The sequence below is a fragment of the Bacteroides sp. AF39-16AC genome, from assembly GCF_003602735.1.
Taxonomy (GTDB): Bacteria; Bacteroidota; Bacteroidia; order Bacteroidales; family Bacteroidaceae; genus Bacteroides; species Bacteroides uniformis.
Genome location: NZ_QTLN01000018.1, coordinates 1 through 16,979 on the forward strand (window position 1 = coordinate 1; position 16,979 = coordinate 16,979).

At 44.5% G+C, this 16,979-nt stretch carries 17 protein-coding genes; 10 read left to right on the forward strand and 7 right to left on the reverse strand.

From position 1 onward, the window contains the following. Window positions 1-172: 172 nt before the first annotated feature. The 7 genes from DW039_RS14310 to DW039_RS14340 all read right to left on the reverse strand — a co-directional run bounded on the left by DW039_RS14310 (window position 173) and on the right by DW039_RS14340 (window position 6,497). Window positions 173-1,702: a hypothetical protein gene (locus DW039_RS14310; RefSeq protein WP_120382061.1), complete on the reverse strand. Its 1,530-nt coding sequence runs from the start codon at window positions 1,700-1,702 to the stop codon at window positions 173-175. Between the two features lie 2 nt (window positions 1,703-1,704). Then, window positions 1,705-3,213: a lipopolysaccharide biosynthesis protein gene (locus DW039_RS14315; RefSeq protein ID WP_120382062.1), complete on the reverse strand. Its 1,509-nt coding sequence runs from the start codon at window positions 3,211-3,213 to the stop codon at window positions 1,705-1,707. A gap of 253 nt (window positions 3,214-3,466) precedes the next feature. Further along, the gene (locus tag DW039_RS14320; RefSeq protein ID WP_243635037.1) at window positions 3,467-4,267 is read right to left on the reverse strand and encodes a transposase; all 801 of its coding nucleotides are present in this window, start codon (window positions 4,265-4,267) and stop codon (window positions 3,467-3,469) included. Window positions 4,268-4,506: 239 nt separating this feature from the next. Further along, the gene (locus DW039_RS14325) at window positions 4,507-4,872 is read right to left on the reverse strand and encodes a DUF86 domain-containing protein (RefSeq protein ID WP_120382063.1); all 366 of its coding nucleotides are present in this window, start codon (window positions 4,870-4,872) and stop codon (window positions 4,507-4,509) included. Beyond that, window positions 4,865-5,158 carry a nucleotidyltransferase family protein gene (locus DW039_RS14330; protein ID WP_120382064.1) on the reverse strand — a complete coding sequence of 98 codons (294 nt, stop codon included), beginning with the start codon at window positions 5,156-5,158 and terminating at the stop codon, window positions 4,865-4,867. The genes DW039_RS14325 and DW039_RS14330 overlap by 8 nt, the downstream gene beginning before the upstream one ends. A gap of 279 nt (window positions 5,159-5,437) precedes the next feature. Then, the gene (locus DW039_RS14335; RefSeq protein ID WP_120382065.1) at window positions 5,438-5,923 is read right to left on the reverse strand and encodes a UpxZ family transcription anti-terminator antagonist; all 486 of its coding nucleotides are present in this window, start codon (window positions 5,921-5,923) and stop codon (window positions 5,438-5,440) included. 37 nt (window positions 5,924-5,960) lie between these two features. After that, on the reverse strand, window positions 5,961-6,497 hold the full coding sequence (locus tag DW039_RS14340) for a UpxY family transcription antiterminator (protein WP_057254150.1): 537 nt from the start codon (window positions 6,495-6,497) through the stop codon (window positions 5,961-5,963). Between the two features lie 615 nt (window positions 6,498-7,112). Here DW039_RS14340 and DW039_RS14345 point away from each other — a divergent pair. From DW039_RS14345 to DW039_RS14390, 10 genes are all read left to right on the forward strand, one after another. Then, window positions 7,113-7,472 carry a hypothetical protein gene (locus tag DW039_RS14345; RefSeq protein ID WP_008664386.1) on the forward strand — a complete coding sequence of 120 codons (360 nt, stop codon included), beginning with the start codon at window positions 7,113-7,115 and terminating at the stop codon, window positions 7,470-7,472. A gap of 180 nt (window positions 7,473-7,652) precedes the next feature. Continuing rightward, complete coding sequence (locus tag DW039_RS14350; RefSeq protein ID WP_044468832.1) at window positions 7,653-8,018, forward strand: SH3 beta-barrel fold-containing protein; 366 nt, start codon at window positions 7,653-7,655, stop codon at window positions 8,016-8,018. A 24-nt stretch (window positions 8,019-8,042) separates the two neighbouring features. Further along, window positions 8,043-8,744 carry a Lin1244/Lin1753 domain-containing protein gene (locus tag DW039_RS14355; RefSeq protein ID WP_117749740.1) on the forward strand — a complete coding sequence of 234 codons (702 nt, stop codon included), beginning with the start codon at window positions 8,043-8,045 and terminating at the stop codon, window positions 8,742-8,744. Between the two features lie 59 nt (window positions 8,745-8,803). Continuing rightward, a complete protein-coding gene (locus DW039_RS14360; RefSeq protein WP_120382066.1) occupies window positions 8,804-9,568 on the forward strand; it encodes a glycerophosphodiester phosphodiesterase family protein in 765 nt (254 codons plus the stop codon). A gap of 340 nt (window positions 9,569-9,908) precedes the next feature. Further along, window positions 9,909-10,757 (forward strand): diaminopimelate epimerase, encoded by an 849-nt coding sequence (gene dapF / locus DW039_RS14365; protein ID WP_005827555.1) that lies wholly within the window; start codon window positions 9,909-9,911, stop codon window positions 10,755-10,757. A 27-nt stretch (window positions 10,758-10,784) separates the two neighbouring features. Further along, window positions 10,785-12,017 (forward strand): LL-diaminopimelate aminotransferase, encoded by a 1,233-nt coding sequence (locus DW039_RS14370; protein ID WP_055288638.1) that lies wholly within the window; start codon window positions 10,785-10,787, stop codon window positions 12,015-12,017. A gap of 84 nt (window positions 12,018-12,101) precedes the next feature. Then, window positions 12,102-12,827 carry a hypothetical protein gene (locus DW039_RS14375; protein WP_005837306.1) on the forward strand — a complete coding sequence of 242 codons (726 nt, stop codon included), beginning with the start codon at window positions 12,102-12,104 and terminating at the stop codon, window positions 12,825-12,827. Window positions 12,828-12,905: 78 nt separating this feature from the next. Then, window positions 12,906-13,262, forward strand: coding sequence for a P-II family nitrogen regulator (locus DW039_RS14380; RefSeq protein WP_005827548.1), 357 nt, complete (start codon window positions 12,906-12,908; stop codon window positions 13,260-13,262). A gap of 58 nt (window positions 13,263-13,320) precedes the next feature. Beyond that, window positions 13,321-14,589 carry an ammonium transporter gene (locus tag DW039_RS14385; RefSeq protein ID WP_005837308.1) on the forward strand — a complete coding sequence of 423 codons (1,269 nt, stop codon included), beginning with the start codon at window positions 13,321-13,323 and terminating at the stop codon, window positions 14,587-14,589. A gap of 45 nt (window positions 14,590-14,634) precedes the next feature. Beyond that, window positions 14,635-16,824: a glutamine synthetase III gene (locus DW039_RS14390; RefSeq protein WP_005827544.1), complete on the forward strand. Its 2,190-nt coding sequence runs from the start codon at window positions 14,635-14,637 to the stop codon at window positions 16,822-16,824. The last annotated feature ends 155 nt before the right edge of the window (window positions 16,825-16,979 follow it).

Consider the following 16,979-nt stretch of genomic DNA (forward strand, 5'->3'; position numbering starts at 1 on the left):
GTTCGCAGCGAAGATAGAGGTTGCAATCAATAGCCATTTTTTGACTGCTTACAAAACTATCCATAAGATTAAGTATTCAAATACAAACTTTTAAATTAAGTAAAAAGGTCAAGTATGAAGAGGAATTTTTACCCTCTTCATACTCGGAACCGTACTACAAAACTTTTTCTTTTTAAGATTTACCCACCATCTTTCTCTTTACAAATTCCAACAAATGCAACCTAACCAGTATGATACGAAGAAAGCTCTTAAATCTAAGAATTAAATGGGCTTTCTTTCTTCGATAAGCATTCTGAATTAACAATAACCGATAACGCCATTGGTCACTATTCATCGAGCAAAAAGACTCTATAAGCTTAACATCCAATAAATCCTTCTTTTCCCCCTTCTTTTTTTTAAATCGCTTTACAGCATCAAGCGTCAAAAACTTTAAATCATTAAAAACAAAATAATTGCTCGGAATGTATATCATATCCATTATTGAAATGTCATGATAAATAGCATATTTATCATGACATTCCATGCAACTCGGTTGCATGGAATGTAATGATTCCTTCTTATCTTCAGAATCTATAGTATAATAATCAAGGTCTCCCGCCTCTCGTATTCCATTAATGGCCATTACCATCGAAGAATCAATAATATAGTTATCCAAATTAAACCCATTATCTATTAAAAAACTTTTATATTTTATACACATATCCCATGATTTCAGAAACTTATCAGGATAAGCATATTTTATATGGGCAACACTGTTAGGGTTATATATAAGACGAGCAATTTGTTTGGTTTCTTCCATATTATCCGTAATATGAATAGAACCTTTACCTTGATTAAAAATCATTCTTATCGTCTCTTTCAATTCCAGCACAGACTCCAATCCCTTGCCTTGAAATAATATAAATTCAACAGTTGTGCAGTTTGAAGAAGAACAGATTTCATTGAGTTTATGATAAATTCCCATAAAATGATTGCGGGCATTACCTATCCAAGGCATAAAACCATAAACCTGTATTAAGAGGTTTCTCAAGCCATTTTTTCCTAAATCAAGCTGTAAGCAGGAAACAATACTGACAGTTTCTTTCAGTATTTTCAAAGCTTGTTTTCGATTTTCTTTTTGTTCATAAGCTCCAGGCCAAAGACAAGCCATATATAAGTCAGAGTGCCAGTTACATGCCTCCAACGAAATTGCTCCCAACACATTCTCAAACAAATGGTTTTTAGCAAACCATTCACTTGTATATGGGAAGCGCCTATAGTTTATAAATTTTATTACTCGAATTTTTTGATTAAAGTAAGCTGCACAACTCACCCTGTGACTTCCATCCATAGGTAAGTTATCTGCATCAACAGGTATCAGGGAAAGAGTCGGGTCAAATCCTCTCAATTGGAAAGACTCAACTAAATGGTCAAAACATTTTATAAACTTATCAAATGAATTTTTATCCGGTTGACCATTTTCAGCAAATGAGTATCCAGTAATTACCTCTATATGTTTTCTGTAGACACTCATCGCATAAGACATATCCACGCCCTTTACTTTATGGTCTATATATAGAAGCTTCGCATAAATATCAAAACGATTGGGTGACAACAACTCACGAGCCTCCATATCTACAATTACATAAGAAGATGTTGATACAGCTTCTTCCACTTGAACTTTACTCAATAAGTTCAAGGGATATTCATTCCAGTCAATCATATTTATTTTATTTGCTTTTTGAGTAGAAGATGTCTTAGCTTATTCCGTTCCGCATTATTTAAGTAAAAGAAATAATGAATAATGGTAAAAATTGCCAAGTGAGATATTCCTGACAATAGCAACCTTTCCAAGCCATACAGATCACAACAAATTGTCAACGTCACAGCATAAGATATAGTAACCGTAAAAAGAGAACGAAGAATCACCGATTTTAGAAAATCATAAAAAGGAAAGTTAATCTGCCTGCGTACCCAATAGAGCCTGAATAACAGTATACAAGCATAAGTCATTATACGATAATAAAAGATGGATTCTACGCTTGCACCAAAGAACAAAGATAGAAAAGCCACTAAAAAGCCTAAAAATGTAAGAGTAGATAATATTATTTGGTATGCTGTGATATTCCCAGTTGCCAATATTACCATCCACAATGGTGCCGAGAAAGCCTCTATAGCCGAACAAATAATTATCAACACACAAAATATTGATGTACAATCCGGTACAGTAGACAACCATATATGTAGGATATAATCTATATTCAGGACTAATGGAATTGCTAAAAAGCAAAATAAAAGAATGGAGTATTTTGCCGTACTTGATACAAAGAGAAATAATTCCTCTTTCTCATCTGAAGCATACAATTTGGTTATCACTGGTTGAAATGCATTTTGAAAACCAGCTAAAAGGCTATTTATAGCAGCATTAACTTGATTGGAGATACCCATTGCTGCATTAACAGTCACACCGTAATAAATATTAACTATCACATTTCCACCTTGCTGCTCCGCAAGTTGAGATGAAGCTCCAAATAGCCGATAAGCGGAGAATTTTATTTGTCCCATATAGTCATCTCTCTTTTTCACAAAATAAAAATGATAATAAGGTTGCTTTCTGCAATAGACATAAAAACAAAGAGTTATCAAAACTGAGAGCAGCATCACCAAACCAGCATATAATATCACCTTATCACCCGGTAAATAAAAGAGTAAAAAAACGAATAACACCCTTAATACAGCTTCAACAACCCCAATATAGGCGTAAAAAGTGAAATCTTCAAAAGCGATGACCCATGAATTGAAAGGGACTCTTACAATGTTAACACAAGCACTTATCACAGATAGTTGATATACCCAGCCTGCCGCTTGCATCCTATCTAAAGGCAAATTTAGATAGGTATTGACAAAGAACAGCCCTATAGTTTCTGCCAATAACAAAAAAAGCAAAGCGATGGATAAATGTAAAACCAAGCTGATATTAAATGTTTTCGTATAAGCACTATAGTCGCTTTTACCTAATTCATAAGCAAGGAAACGCGCTGTGGAACTTGAAAGAGCTGCATTGACAAATGTAAAGATTAAAACGACCCCTCCTATCGTATTATATAATCCAAAATCATCAATACCCAGAAGTTCCAGAACCTTTCGAGACGTATACAAGGTCACAATCATCACAATCCCCATCCTCAGATAAAGCAGCAAACTATTCCTGATTATTCTCTGACTCTTACTCATAAAACTGTAAAATAATTATCGGAGATATCTGTTAACGTCCAATTTTGACGTATAACCCAAGGCAAGCCGCCACAAGGCGGTTCCTGATAAATAACGACAAAAAGGAGATTGATTTGTAAGCACTCAATAGCGTTCACCCTCTTAAAAATCAAGAGTATGGACTTTCGAGCATTTTATAATTTAACGATTTATAATGTATTATATAGCCATTGACATAGGAACGAGGTCATCATAATTCTCATTCCCGTATCCATCAAAAGCCTAATTGCAGTTGCGATATAGTCACGGGCATTGGACCTGCATTCTTGCAGGTTTCAATCAGAGTGAAAAATGCCAGTGCTGTTTCAACACCCTCTTCGCTACTATAGAACAAAGAGTTTTTCCGATGTACCGTAAAAGGGCGGATGGCTCTTTCAACAAGCATGTTGTCTATAGTGTATCGGCCGTCCTTTCTATAATTCAGAAGTTCATCCCAACCATTGACCATATAGCTGAGCGACTTCCTTATCATCTCACCATAATGTTTTCGTTTATTATTCAACAGCTTCACCGCCTTTTCATAAATAGAAGTCAATATGCGTGTTACATCATCCTGGCACCGTTGCTTCTTTATCTCGTGAGGTTTCAAGCGTTTCAGGATACATTCAGCCTCTATCTTATACAACTCACCTATTTTCAGAACAAACCATTCAGCAGTCGCATCCTTGTTCGTCTCAAAGGTCATGGCAAACTTATTGCGCACATGCGCCCAACAGAGTATGAACTCACATTGAGGGTTTACCTCTGCCAAGTGCTTGTAAACCATATAGCCATCGGACTTGTATGCTTCCCAGGAAAGTTTCAATAGGACGGCTGCCACGGGTCTGTCATCCTCCTCGTTGTCATAGAAGAAATAAGTGATATTCTCCAGTTTGTTTACCAAAGCCCAGATATACTTCTTGTAATAATGGACAAGCTTGCGTCCGTCATTCAACAACTTTATTCTAACTTTTATCCAAGTTTCATCTATATTCAGCACAGACTTCACTTTCAGCAGTTGGGATTTCAATCTCACCAAAATAAGGTTTAACATCCTGACTCCTATCTTAAGGGCGTTGGCTAGGGTATTGTTGCTGCGAGTAGACAATACCATTCTGCTGGCAGAATCTAACGATGGAAATACCATTAGGGAATGTATCGGCCTTTCTAATCCTCTTTCATGCCTTCACTATACGATAAGCCTCCCTACAACCATTAATCATTTTCTTAGAAAATTGTTCAAGATACTTCTAAGCCACATCGCTATGCAACTAATCAAATTTCATTTTTCATTCTTTGTATAACAGAAAGCAAAACAGGGAGGTCTTTCTTGATTACATTCAAAATTTCTTCTGCATCTATATGATGATACTCATGAGCTATAACGTTACGAAGCCCCATAACTTCCCGCCAAGGTATTTCCGGATAATCGGCTAAATAGCCTACATTTTTAGCATCAAGCGTCTTTACACTCTCTCCTATAAAAATAAGTTGCATACAAACACCTCCCAACATAAAAATGCCTTCCTGACTATTCAAAAAATAATCCGCTGTTTCTATGCTATCTGTCTGATTTTGTATTAGCAAAATAGCATCCTCTATTCGTTCTAATAGTGAATATATGCGCTGTTCGTCATACATAAATCAAATCCTTATTGAGGTTGTCGCCAAATACAGTTCCGGAAAACTGTTTGCGCAAACGAATAACATCTACTTTGCACCCAAAAAGCTGCTCCAAATCCATCTTCATACGAATACGCAAAAAAAGATTTGGAGAACCTTCATAAGCAACATCCACATCGCTATCTTCATTTTGTTCACCACGGGCCACGGAACCAAACAGAGCCATTTTTGTGACCCCTTCCTGACGTGCTACCTCTTCAAAATAACGGCGCAACAAATTTACATAATCTAGTGTAGATTTCATGATTCATTATTTATCTTGAAAACAAAGATAAGCATTTTAATATAAAGTATATTGTATGCCACCTTATTTTTGGAAAATTTATTCTCCTAAAATATACCTCTATTCTTCAAAAGCCTGTATACTGATAGGCAATTTACGCGTCATATCCATTTGCTCCTACCTATGAATGTTCAGTACGCAAATATACGATTTTTCTAAAAAGGAAAAACTGGTTTACCGTTTTTTATATTTGCAAACTATAGTTTTTCATTTGGCCGCCGAAGCATCCCAAAACACTACTTATTCCACTTCCTCCCATGGATAAGGGTTATCCATCACGTTCTGGAACTCCGCAATGGCTTCTTGCTGTTCTGCCGTGAGCGAGGCGGAATCCCAAGAAGCAATGATGGAACGGCCCTCGTCGGCCAAAGGCTCATCGAAAACCTCTCCATAACAAGCCGTAAGCAAGCGGAGTTTCAACAAAGAGGAGGGAAGAGAATCAAGAGTATCCCAGCAACGCCTCAACACCTCCTGCACATGCTGCTGTTTTTCACCATGGTCAATGAACGAGACACTATACCCTTTCAAGAGCGCCAGACAGACATTTGCCTGCTCCTCCACCGTGGTGCCCCAAGTGCCGGAATTATACAAAGTTGTGGTCAAGCGATAGACTTCGCTGTTACGACGGGACAAGTCATCGCTATAGATAGGACTACCGTCCATACCCAAATACATCAGATCGTGCGCGGCACGCTGAAGGAGGAGTGCTTCTTCTAAAAGAGACATGAGTAGTAATTAAAAATTATAAATTAAAAGTTAAAGACTAGCGGATTACTTCAATGAGGTCTGGATGGATGGTCGCCATGGCAACGGCAATGATACCTTGTATAGCAATCACTACACGACGATCACGGGCACCTTTTACTTTTAGAAAAACACCTTCTTGACCCTCGAAGTCGCCACCGGTGATACGGACTTTCGTACCTTTGGAGAGATTCAGTTCTTCGGGTTGAAAATAGAGAAGATGGTCATTGTAGGTACCAGCAACGGCTATGAAACGCTGCATATCATGGTCAGGAATGACTATTTTCTGACCGCTACGGGTATCAGTAATATATTGCAAATAAGTAATTTGAGACTTAAATCGCTGCACTTCGGAAGGACGTGCGTGGACAAAAACCAGGTTACGGATGACGGGAACCAAAGCACGGACTTTCCTGCCCCTACGGATACTTATCTTATATTGCATGGGAATGAAACAGCCAAGATTTGCCTTTTCGAGAAGATGCATAGCTTCAAGCTCCCTGCGGTATGTAGCACGCATGGCAAACCAAACTTCGGTCTCTTTATCCATTTCTATTCTTGTTAATTTTACTTAGAAAAAGGTATTCCTTGGGGGCTTTGAACTACTATTACAGAACTGTAGTTCAATCACTTGCGAGCATTTTATGGGAAGTTTGACAAGCACTATGCCCTTCTTGTCAACAGATTCTCTGCGGTTGTTCATTACCTTTTGGTAAGAGACTATAAACGAACGTATTAGAAACAAAAAAGCGTTTTTTAATCGTACGTTTAAAAAACACCTATTTCGAACTTATACAAGACATACTCAAAGAGCTAAAAATAAGAAGATTTTAACTGATTACACATATTGCATATACTGCTGAAATTCAATGTAATATACTTATCATTATTTATTATTAGGAACATTTTTCTATCAAACATTTTGCCATTACAAAAAACGTCTCTATCTTTGCGTTCATTAAACGTACGTTTTTTAAACAGCATATCATCTTATATATCAACCATTTACAACTCACCCTTCACATTTCCCTCCAAAATTCCCTTATTTCTCCCTCACTTTTTATACTTTCGCATTTTTTAACCAGAATAAAAAACAGTTAAACGAACAAAGAATTACACAAATGAAAGAACTCAAAAAAAGAAGCATCTCAACAGTAACGAACAGAGAAGCATGTCGTATCAATCTGATACACAGAAACTAAGAGCAACAAAAGTAAAAGAACACAGCTCCATAGTGGATGAAAAGCTATTGGCAGAACGGGTTTACTACGGAGACCAGACCCATGTTTATGTAGGTTACTTAAGAGCCTTTAAATCAGGCTATTTTGAAGGCACAAAAATTAGAAAAATAACGGATATAGCCAAACTGCTCGTAGCATCCGAAAACTTCACAAAGAGAGCCAGAGGAGAGCAAAAGCCTTTGACTTACAGCACGATAATCACCGAATTGGAGAAGGTATGGGCCATCATAAAACAGGAAGACACCACACTGATTGACCCATACGGATATGATGTAAGGATAAATCACTGATAGTTCAGTACCTGGAAAGGCAGTAATTTTGCCGCCGTCAGCAACCGGACAGAAGGGCTACACCTTTCTCGTCGGATGGTGTAGCCTCAACAAGGCAAGGGCGTAGCCATCCGTACTGAAAGGAGTAGCCCTTTTTCATTGCTGATTATCATACATTTAATAACCCTAAAAACATAAAAAATGGGAAAAGAGAAAACTGAATTTGAGGAGCAATTTGTATCCAAAACAGAAAAAACAAAAAAACTATGGGAAAAACGGATTACGGAAAACACGACATTGAGCATGGAGTCTGTACAATGGATGGCACAGCGCATAAATTCCCTACTGGAATACATGCAATACGGATATGCATTGATAGCCTACCGAAAGCAGGACGGTAGCTTCTACATGGGAAAAGGAACCCTTGTTTCCTACGAAAACGACTTCAAAAAGAAACATGACGTGACAAGCATTAAAGCTCACGTAGCCTATTGGGACGCGGAACAACAAGGCTGGCGGACTTTTCTGATTGAGAATTTTATGGAGTGGAGACCGATAGTAAACTAACAAAAAACACCAATATCAAAAGCTATGGAGGCTTATTTACTACATGATGCCAATGCCGGCAGCAACCTAAAATTAATGATTATGATACAAGAAGAAGGTATGAAAGGATATGGCATTTACTGGACAGTGCTCGAATTCCTCAGATTGCAGAATGAATATAAAGCCAGCCTGAAAGTGATTCCCATACTGGCACAAAAAGCAAGGGTGACAACCGCCACACTGAAGCGAATCATCTATGACTATGCACTGTTCGAGGTGAACGAGACAAGCTTCTCATCCCCCGGACTAAGCCGCCGCATGGAGCCATGGGACGCCCAACAAGAAGCTAAAAAGGAGGCCGGACGTCGCGGTGGACTGGTTAACCAGCAGAGAATCAGGGATGCCAAGACAAGCAGCGCTTTAGCAAATAAACTAAATAAAGAGAATAAAGAACCCCCCTCTCTATCTCCCCAAGGGGAGACGGGAAGAAGGAAGGAGGAGATTCTTCTGACTCCACCGGAGTACACGCTCAACAGACAGACGCATAATTACCAAGGCCTGATGGAAGAGCTGGCAAGGCAGAAAGTAACCGACATCCACGATTTGAATGCCATCCTGAGACTGACAGATTTTGGAAAACTGGGAGGGAAAATCTGGAAAATCCTATATGAGTTGAACAGCTCACCCCAACTGAAAGCTCGCATCGTGATGCCCGGAAAGTACATACTGAAATTACTCAGGGGTTAGATTTAATAAAAGAAATATAATACTTATCTTTGTGTTCAAAACAAAACACCCTAATCATTATGAATCTGAAAAAACAATTTTTTGCTTCTGCCCTGCTCTTTGCTGCATGCGGCACTATCCAGGCCCAGGAAGTCATTGCCCACCGTGGTTTCTGGACTACAGACGGTTCGGCTCAGAACTCCCTTGCCGCACTTGTAAAGGCTGATTCTATCCACTGCTACGGCTCCGAGTTCGACGTTTGGCTCACCACAGACAATCAGCTGGTTGTCAATCATGACGCCACCTTTAAAGGCGTGACTATGCAAGATGCCACAGCCAAGGTATGCACCGCCGTACAACTGGACAACGGCGAACAACTCCCTACCCTGCAACAGTATCTGGACAAGGCAAAAAGCCTGAAAACCCGCCTTATCCTCGAACTGAAAGCCCACAAGACCCCCGAACAGGAAACACGAGCCGTAGAGAGCATCGTAAAAATGATAAAGGACAAAGGGCTGGAGGACCGTACGGAATATATCACCTTCTCCCAACATGCCACCAAGGAGTTTATCCGTCTGGCACCCAAAGGCACCCCCGTCTACTACCTGACCGGTGACCTTACCCCCAAGGAGTTGAAAGCATGGGGTTGTGCCGGTCCCGACTATCACTTCAGTGTCTTCCAAAAACATCCTGAATGGATAAAGGAATGCCACGACCTCGGCATGAAAGTAAACGCCTGGACCGTAAACGAAGCCAAAGACATGGAATGGCTCATCAGCCAAGGAGTAGATTTCATCACAACCAATGAGCCGGTAGTGCTGGAAGAAATTTTAAAGAAAAAATAGCTGCTCCTTATACATTTAGAAACAAAAACCAAACAAACCGCTTCATTATGTCCGCAATGGAGCGGTTTATTGTTTTCAAAAAGATAGCAATTAGCCCTATGAAAAATCTTTTTTCTTATTTTGAATCAAACTAAACTTTCACATGGATTACAATTTATATAAAAACAAAGCCATATGCTTTTAAATTGAAAGCCTGACAGTAGATATTCTCATTGAATGAAAGTTTCGCTAAAAAATAATAGAAAATAGATATGCTTTACAGTTAATTATAAAACAAAACGTCGTATATTTGCATCGAAATAAAACAAAAGGATATATTAACCAACCGATAAAGGACAAAATGACAAGAGCTATAAAATTCACCAAGATGCACGGTGCCGGAAACGACTACATTTATGTAGATACGACCCAATATCCTATCAGCCATCCGGAAGAGCTTGCGAGGGCATGGAGTGCACCGCATACGGGAATTGGAAGTGACGGTCTGGTACTTATCGGTTCTTCGGACAAGGCCGATTTCAGCATGCGGATATTCAATGCCGACGGCTCGGAGGCCCGGATGTGCGGCAATGCAAGCCGCTGCATCGGAAAATATCTTTTTGACTACGGACTGACCTCCAAAACAGAAATCGCACTCGATACACTGTCAGGTATAAGGATGCTAAACCTGCACTTGGCAGACGGAAAGGTCAACTCTGTAACCGTAGACATGGGCATACCTGCCGACGAACCGGCAGACTACGACGGCAAAGGAGCCAAACCGATGAAAGAACAGCCCATCGAAGTGGACGGAGAACGATATGTAGGGACCACCGTATCCATGGGAAACCCACATCTGGTAATCTTTGTCAATGATATTGAAGCCATCGACCTTACAGTCATCGGTCCCAAACTGGAGAATCACCCTCTCTTCCCCGGACGCATCAATGTGGAATTTGCCCAGATATTGGGAGAAGGAAAAATAAGGATGCGTGTCTGGGAACGAGGCTCGGGCATCACCCAAGCCTGCGGAACCGGAGCTTGTGCCACCGCCGTGGCAGCCTTCCTCACCGGACGCGCAGGAAGGGAATCCATCATCATCATGGACGGAGGCTCACTCACCATCCGATGGGACATCGCCACCAGGCATGTACTGATGACGGGAGAAGCCACCAAAGTATTCGACGGCAAAATTGAATTAATTGACTAACCACCAACTATCAACCAAGAAAAGATTATGGCATTAGTAAACGAACATTTTTTAAAGCTACCGGGCAGTTATCTGTTTTCAGACATAGCCAAGAAGGTAAATACTTTCAGGATAACACATCCCAAGCAAGAGGTCATCCGTCTGGGTATCGGAGACGTTACCCGGCCACTGCCACCGGTCTGCATCGAAGCGATGCACAAGGCAGTGGAGGAGATGGCTGACGCACGGACATTCCGTGGATATGGTCCCGAGCAGGGATACGACTTCCTGATAGAAGCCATCCTCAAGCACGATTACCTTCCGCGAGGCATCCATTTCGGTCCTACGGAAATCTTCGTGAACGACGGAGCAAAGAGCGACACGGGAAACATCGGCGACATTCTCCGCCACGACAACAGCGTGGGAGTGACCGACCCTATTTATCCGGTCTATATAGACAGCAACGTGATGTGCGGACGTGCCGGAGTACTGGAGGAAAACGGCCAGTGGAGCAACGTCACCTACATGCCTTGTACCGCCGAGAACGACTTCATCCCGGAGATTCCGGACAAGCGCATCGACATCGTCTACCTCTGCTATCCCAACAACCCGACGGGAACCACCCTGACCAAGCCCGAGCTGAAGAAATGGGTGGACTATGCGCTCGCCAACGACACGCTGATTCTGTTCGATGCCGCCTACGAAGCCTTCATCCGCGAAGATGACGTGCCCCACTCCATCTACGAGATAAAAGGAGCGAAGAAATGCGCCATCGAGTTCCGCAGCTTCTCGAAGACTGCCGGATTCACGGGAGTACGCTGTGGCTACACCGTTGTGCCGAAAGAACTCACTGCCGCCACGCTGGAAGGCGAACGCATCCCGCTGAACAAGCTCTGGAACCGCCGCCAATCTACCAAGTTCAACGGTACCAGCTACATCACCCAGCGGGCGGCAGAAGCCATCTACACACCGGAGGGACAGCGGCAGATAAAGGAAACGATAGATTATTATATGGACAATGCCCGGACCATGAAGCAGGGCCTTGAAGCGGCCGGACTGAAAGTCTACGGCGGTGTGAACGCTCCTTACATCTGGCTGAAAACGCCCGACGGAACAAGCTCCTGGCGGTTCTTCGAACAGATGCTATACGAAGCCAATGTAGTGGGCACACCGGGTGTAGGTTTCGGCCCCAGCGGTGAAGGATATATCCGGCTGACGGCCTTCGGCAAGCACGAAGACTGCGTGGAAGCCATGAAGCGCATCCGGAAGTGGCTGAAATAAAAAACAATTGAATTAGCGAGGTACTTGCTATAATCGAGTCGGACTGATCATCCGGAATTTTTCTAAACTTAAAGGTAAAAAGGTATGAAAACAAAAAGTGTAAAATGGGGAATAATGGCAATGGCGCTGTTATCAATGGCAATGCCTTTCACGGCAAAGGCTCAGGATAAAGTGGAAGCGTCGGCAGGCGTCGACCTCGTAAGCGGTTACGTGTGGCGTGGCCAGGATTTGGGAGGGGTAAGCCTCCAGCCGAGCGCATCCATCGCCTACAAAGGTTTCTCTCTGGGAGCTTGGGGCTCCGTAGGCATCGAGAGTTCGGACACGAAAGAGTTCGACCTCATACTGGGATATTCAACCGGAGGCTTCAGCGTATCGGTGACGGACTACTGGTACAATGTGACCGGAGATGGGGTGACAGCCAAATACTTCCAGTACGGTGCACACAATGCTGCCAACTCACATCTGTTCGAAGCGCAAATCGGCTATGATTTCGGCCCCGTAGCCGTAAACTGGTACACCAACTTTGCAGGCGACGACGGTGTTGACAAAGACGGTGACCGTGCTTATTCATCCTACATCTCCGTGGCAGCCCCCTTCACACTGGGCGGTCTGGACTGGACGGCCGAGATAGGCGCTACCCCTTGGGCCACGGACTTCTATGGAGCCAACGGATTTGCCGTATGCGACGTCAGCCTGGGAGTATCAAAAGACATCAAAATCACCGATTCCTTCTCCCTCCCGTTGTTTGCCAAAGCAACCTGGAATCCAAGGTCTGAAGGTGCCTATTTCGTAGTCGGACTAAGTTTCTAAGATGAAAAACCTATGATTTACACACACCGAAAGGCAAATAGTAAATCGTAAATTGTCTAATCGTAAATTATTTAAGGTATGAAAAAGATTGAAGCTATTATCCGAAAGACCAAGTTCGAGGACGTGAAAGACGCGCTGCTCGAAGCGGACATCGAATGGTTCTCCTATTATGATGTACGGGGCATCGGGAAATCCAGACAAGCCCGTATCTACCGTGGTGTCATGTACGACACCAGTTCCATCGAGCGCATCCTTATCTCCATCGTGGTGCGCGACAAGAATGCGGAAAAGACCGTACAAGCCATCATCAAATCTGCACAAACCGGTGAAATCGGCGACGGACGTATCTTCGTCATCCCCATTGAGGATGCCATACGCATACGTACTGCAGAGAGAGGCGACATCGCACTCTACAATGCCGAACAAGAAAGATAACGGGCAGCTACAAACCATAACTAAGAAAATACAATACAACTAAAAGCAACAAGAAATTATGGATAAACTTATTTTAAGTGAACTGACCAACGGACTGAACACCGTATGGATGCTGCTTGCCGCCATGCTGGTATTCTTCATGCAGCCGGGCTTTGCACTGGTCGAAGCCGGTTTTACAAGAGTAAAAAATACGGCCAATATCCTGATGAAGAACTTCGTTGACTTCATGTTTGGCAGCCTGCTCTACTGGTTCATCGGTTTCGGACTGATGTTCGGTGCAGGCGGATTCATAGGAATGCCCCATTTCTTCGACCTCTCGTTCTACGACGGCGGCGGGCTTCCCACGGAAGGTTTCCTGGTATTCCAGACTGTATTCTGCGCAACGGCTGCCACCATCGTGTCCGGCGCTATGGCAGAACGTACCAAATTCTCCATGTACCTGGTTTACACCATCTTCATCAGTGTGCTGATTTATCCCGTTTCCGGTCACTGGACTTGGGGCGGCGGCTGGCTGATGAACGGTGAGGCAGGTTCCTTCATGATGGAAACATTCGGAACAACTTTCCATGACTTCGCAGGTTCCACCATCGTCCACTCCGTAGGCGGCTGGATTGCCCTGGTAGGTGCGGCCATCCTCGGCCCGCGCATCGGGAAATACGGTAAAGACGGCAAGTCAAGAGCCATTCCGGGACATAACCTCACGATTGCGGCACTGGGTGTATTCATCCTTTGGTTCGGATGGTTCGGCTTCAACCCCGGTTCACAGTTGGCAGCAGCCACTACGGACGATGCAAGGGCCATCTCGCATGTATTCCTCACCACCAATCTGGCAGCCTGCGCAGGCGGTTTCTTTGCATTGGCGGTAAGCTGGATGAAATATGGCAAACCCTCCTTGTCTCTGACACTGAATGGCATTCTGGCCGGATTGGTAGGCATCACGGCCGGTTGTGACATGGTTTCTCCCTTCGGGGCGGTAATCATCGGCACCATCTGCGGCATCCTGATGATTTATTCGGTGGAATTCATCGACCGGACACTGAAAATTGACGACCCCGTAGGGGCCAGTTCCGTACACGGTGTCTGCGGTTTCACGGGAACCATCCTCACCGGACTGTTTTCCACCAGTGAGGGACTGTTTTACGGTGCAGGCTGGAGCTTTCTCGGAGCGCAGGTATTCGGTGCACTCGTAGTAGGCGCATGGGCAGCAGGCATGGGATTCATCATCTTCAAAGGACTCGACAAAATCCACGGCCTCCGCGTTTCCAAACGTGTGGAGGAAGAAGGACTCGACATTTACGAACACGGCGAATCGGCCTACGGTGCATAATGATTTTATATTTTATTAAACCAACAATTACAACTCTAAGGTATTATGTCAAAATTGAGATTCAGAGTAGTAGAAACGGCGTTCAAGAAGAAACCCGTTGCAGTGGCAGTCCCGGCGGAACGTCCGTCAGAGTATTTTGCCAAGTATGTATTCAACAAGGAGAAGATGTTCCGCTATCTGCCGAGCAAGGTGTATGCCAAACTGACGGATGTGATTGACAACGGAGCTCCGCTGGACCGCAGCATAGCCGATGAGGTTGCCGCAGGTATGAAGAAATGGGCGGTTGAAATGGGGGCGACCCACTATACGCACTGGTTTCATCCGCTGACCGAAGGTACTGCCGAAAAGCACGATGCTTTTGTGGAACACGACGGCAAAGGCGGCGTGATGGAGGAATTCACCGGCAAACTGCTCGTGCAGCAGGAACCGGACGCTTCCAGTTTCCCGAACGGCGGTATCCGCAATACGTTCGAGGCACGTGGCTACTCGGCATGGGACCCCTCCTCCCCGGCATTCATCGTAGACGACACGCTCTGCATCCCGACTATTTTCATCGCCTATACCGGTGAGTCTCTGGACTACAAGGCACCGTTGCTGAAAGCCCTGCGTGCCGTAGACAAGGCTGCCGTCGACGTATGCCACTATTTCAATCCGGAAGTAAAGAAAGTGGTTGCCTATCTGGGCTGGGAGCAGGAATATTTTCTGGTTGACGAAGGGTTGTACGCCGCACGTCCCGACCTGCTGATGACCGGACGCACGCTGATGGGCCATGACAGCGCCAAGAACCAGCAGCTGGAAGACCATTACTTCGGGGCCATCCCCAGCCGTGTGGCCGCTTTCATGAAGGAGCTGGAAATCGAAGCGCTGAAACTCGGCATCCCCGTCAAGACCCGCCACAACGAAGTGGCTCCCAACCAGTTCGAGCTGGCTCCCGTCTTCGAGGAATGCAACCTGGCGGTAGACCACAACATGCTCATCATGGCCTTGATGCGTAAAGTGGCACGTAACCACGGTTTCCGCGTACTGCTGCACGAAAAGCCCTTCAAGGGTGTCAACGGTAGCGGCAAGCATAATAACTGGTCGCTGGGTACGGACACCGGTATCCTGCTCCACGCACCCGGCAAACTGCCCGAAGAGAACCTGCGTTTCATCACTTTCGTAGTGAATACGCTGATGGCCGTATACCGTCACAACGGATTGCTGAAAGCCTCCATCTCCAGTGCGACGAACGCCCACCGGCTGGGTGCCAACGAAGCGCCTCCGGCCATCATCTCTTCCTTCCTGGGCAAGCAGTTGAGCCAGGTGCTGGAACACATTGAAGAGAGCACCAAGGACGACCTCGTCAGCCTCAGCGGCAAGCAAGGCATGAAGCTGGACATCCCGCAGATTCCGGAACTGATGATAGACAATACCGACCGCAACCGCACCAGCCCGTTCGCCTTCACCGGCAACCGCTTCGAGTTCCGCGCCGTGGGTTCCGAGGCCAACTGCGCCAGTGCCATGATTGCGCTGAACTCTGCCCTTGCCGAGCAGTTAACGGAATTCAAGAAAGATGTGGACGAACTGATTGAAAAGGGTGAGCCGAAAATCTCCGCCATCCTCGAAGTCATCCGCCGGTACATCAAAGTCTGCAAACCCATCCACTTTGACGGCAACGGTTACAGCGATGAATGGAAAGCCGAAGCAGCCCGCCGCGGTCTGGACTGCGAGACAAGTGTTCCCGTCATCTTCGACAACTACCTGAAACCGGAGAGCATCCGGATGTTCGAGTCCATCGGTGTCATGACGAAGAAGGAACTGGAAGCCCGCAACGAGGTGAAATGGGAAATGTACACCAAGAAAATACAGATTGAAGCTCGCGTGCTCGGAGATTTGGCCATGAACCACATTATCCCCGTAGCTACACAGTATCAGTCGGATTTGATTGACAACGTCTACAAGATGAAAGACCTGTTCCCCGCAGAGAAGGCTGCAAAACTGTCTGCCAAGAATCTGGAACTCATCGAAGAGATTGCCGACCGTACCGCCTTCATCAAGGAGCATGTGGATGCCATGATTGAGGCGCGCAAAGTGGCCAACAAAATTGAGAGTGAACGTGAAAAAGCCATCGCCTACCACGACAACATCGTACCGATGATGGAGGAAATCCGTTACCACATCGACAAGCTGGAACTCATCGTCGACAATCAGATGTGGACGTTGCCCAAATATCGCGAGTTACTGTTTATAAGATGAAAAATGGAGGATGAAGGATGAATCCTTAATCCCTATCTCATTCTTTTGTTGGTTGTTTTAAGTTTGCAGGGGGGAGAGGTGCCGCGAGGCAGTTCTCTCTCTTTTTTTCGTCCATGCCAACTGTTGGCGGTAAGCGGGAAATAACCTATCTTTGC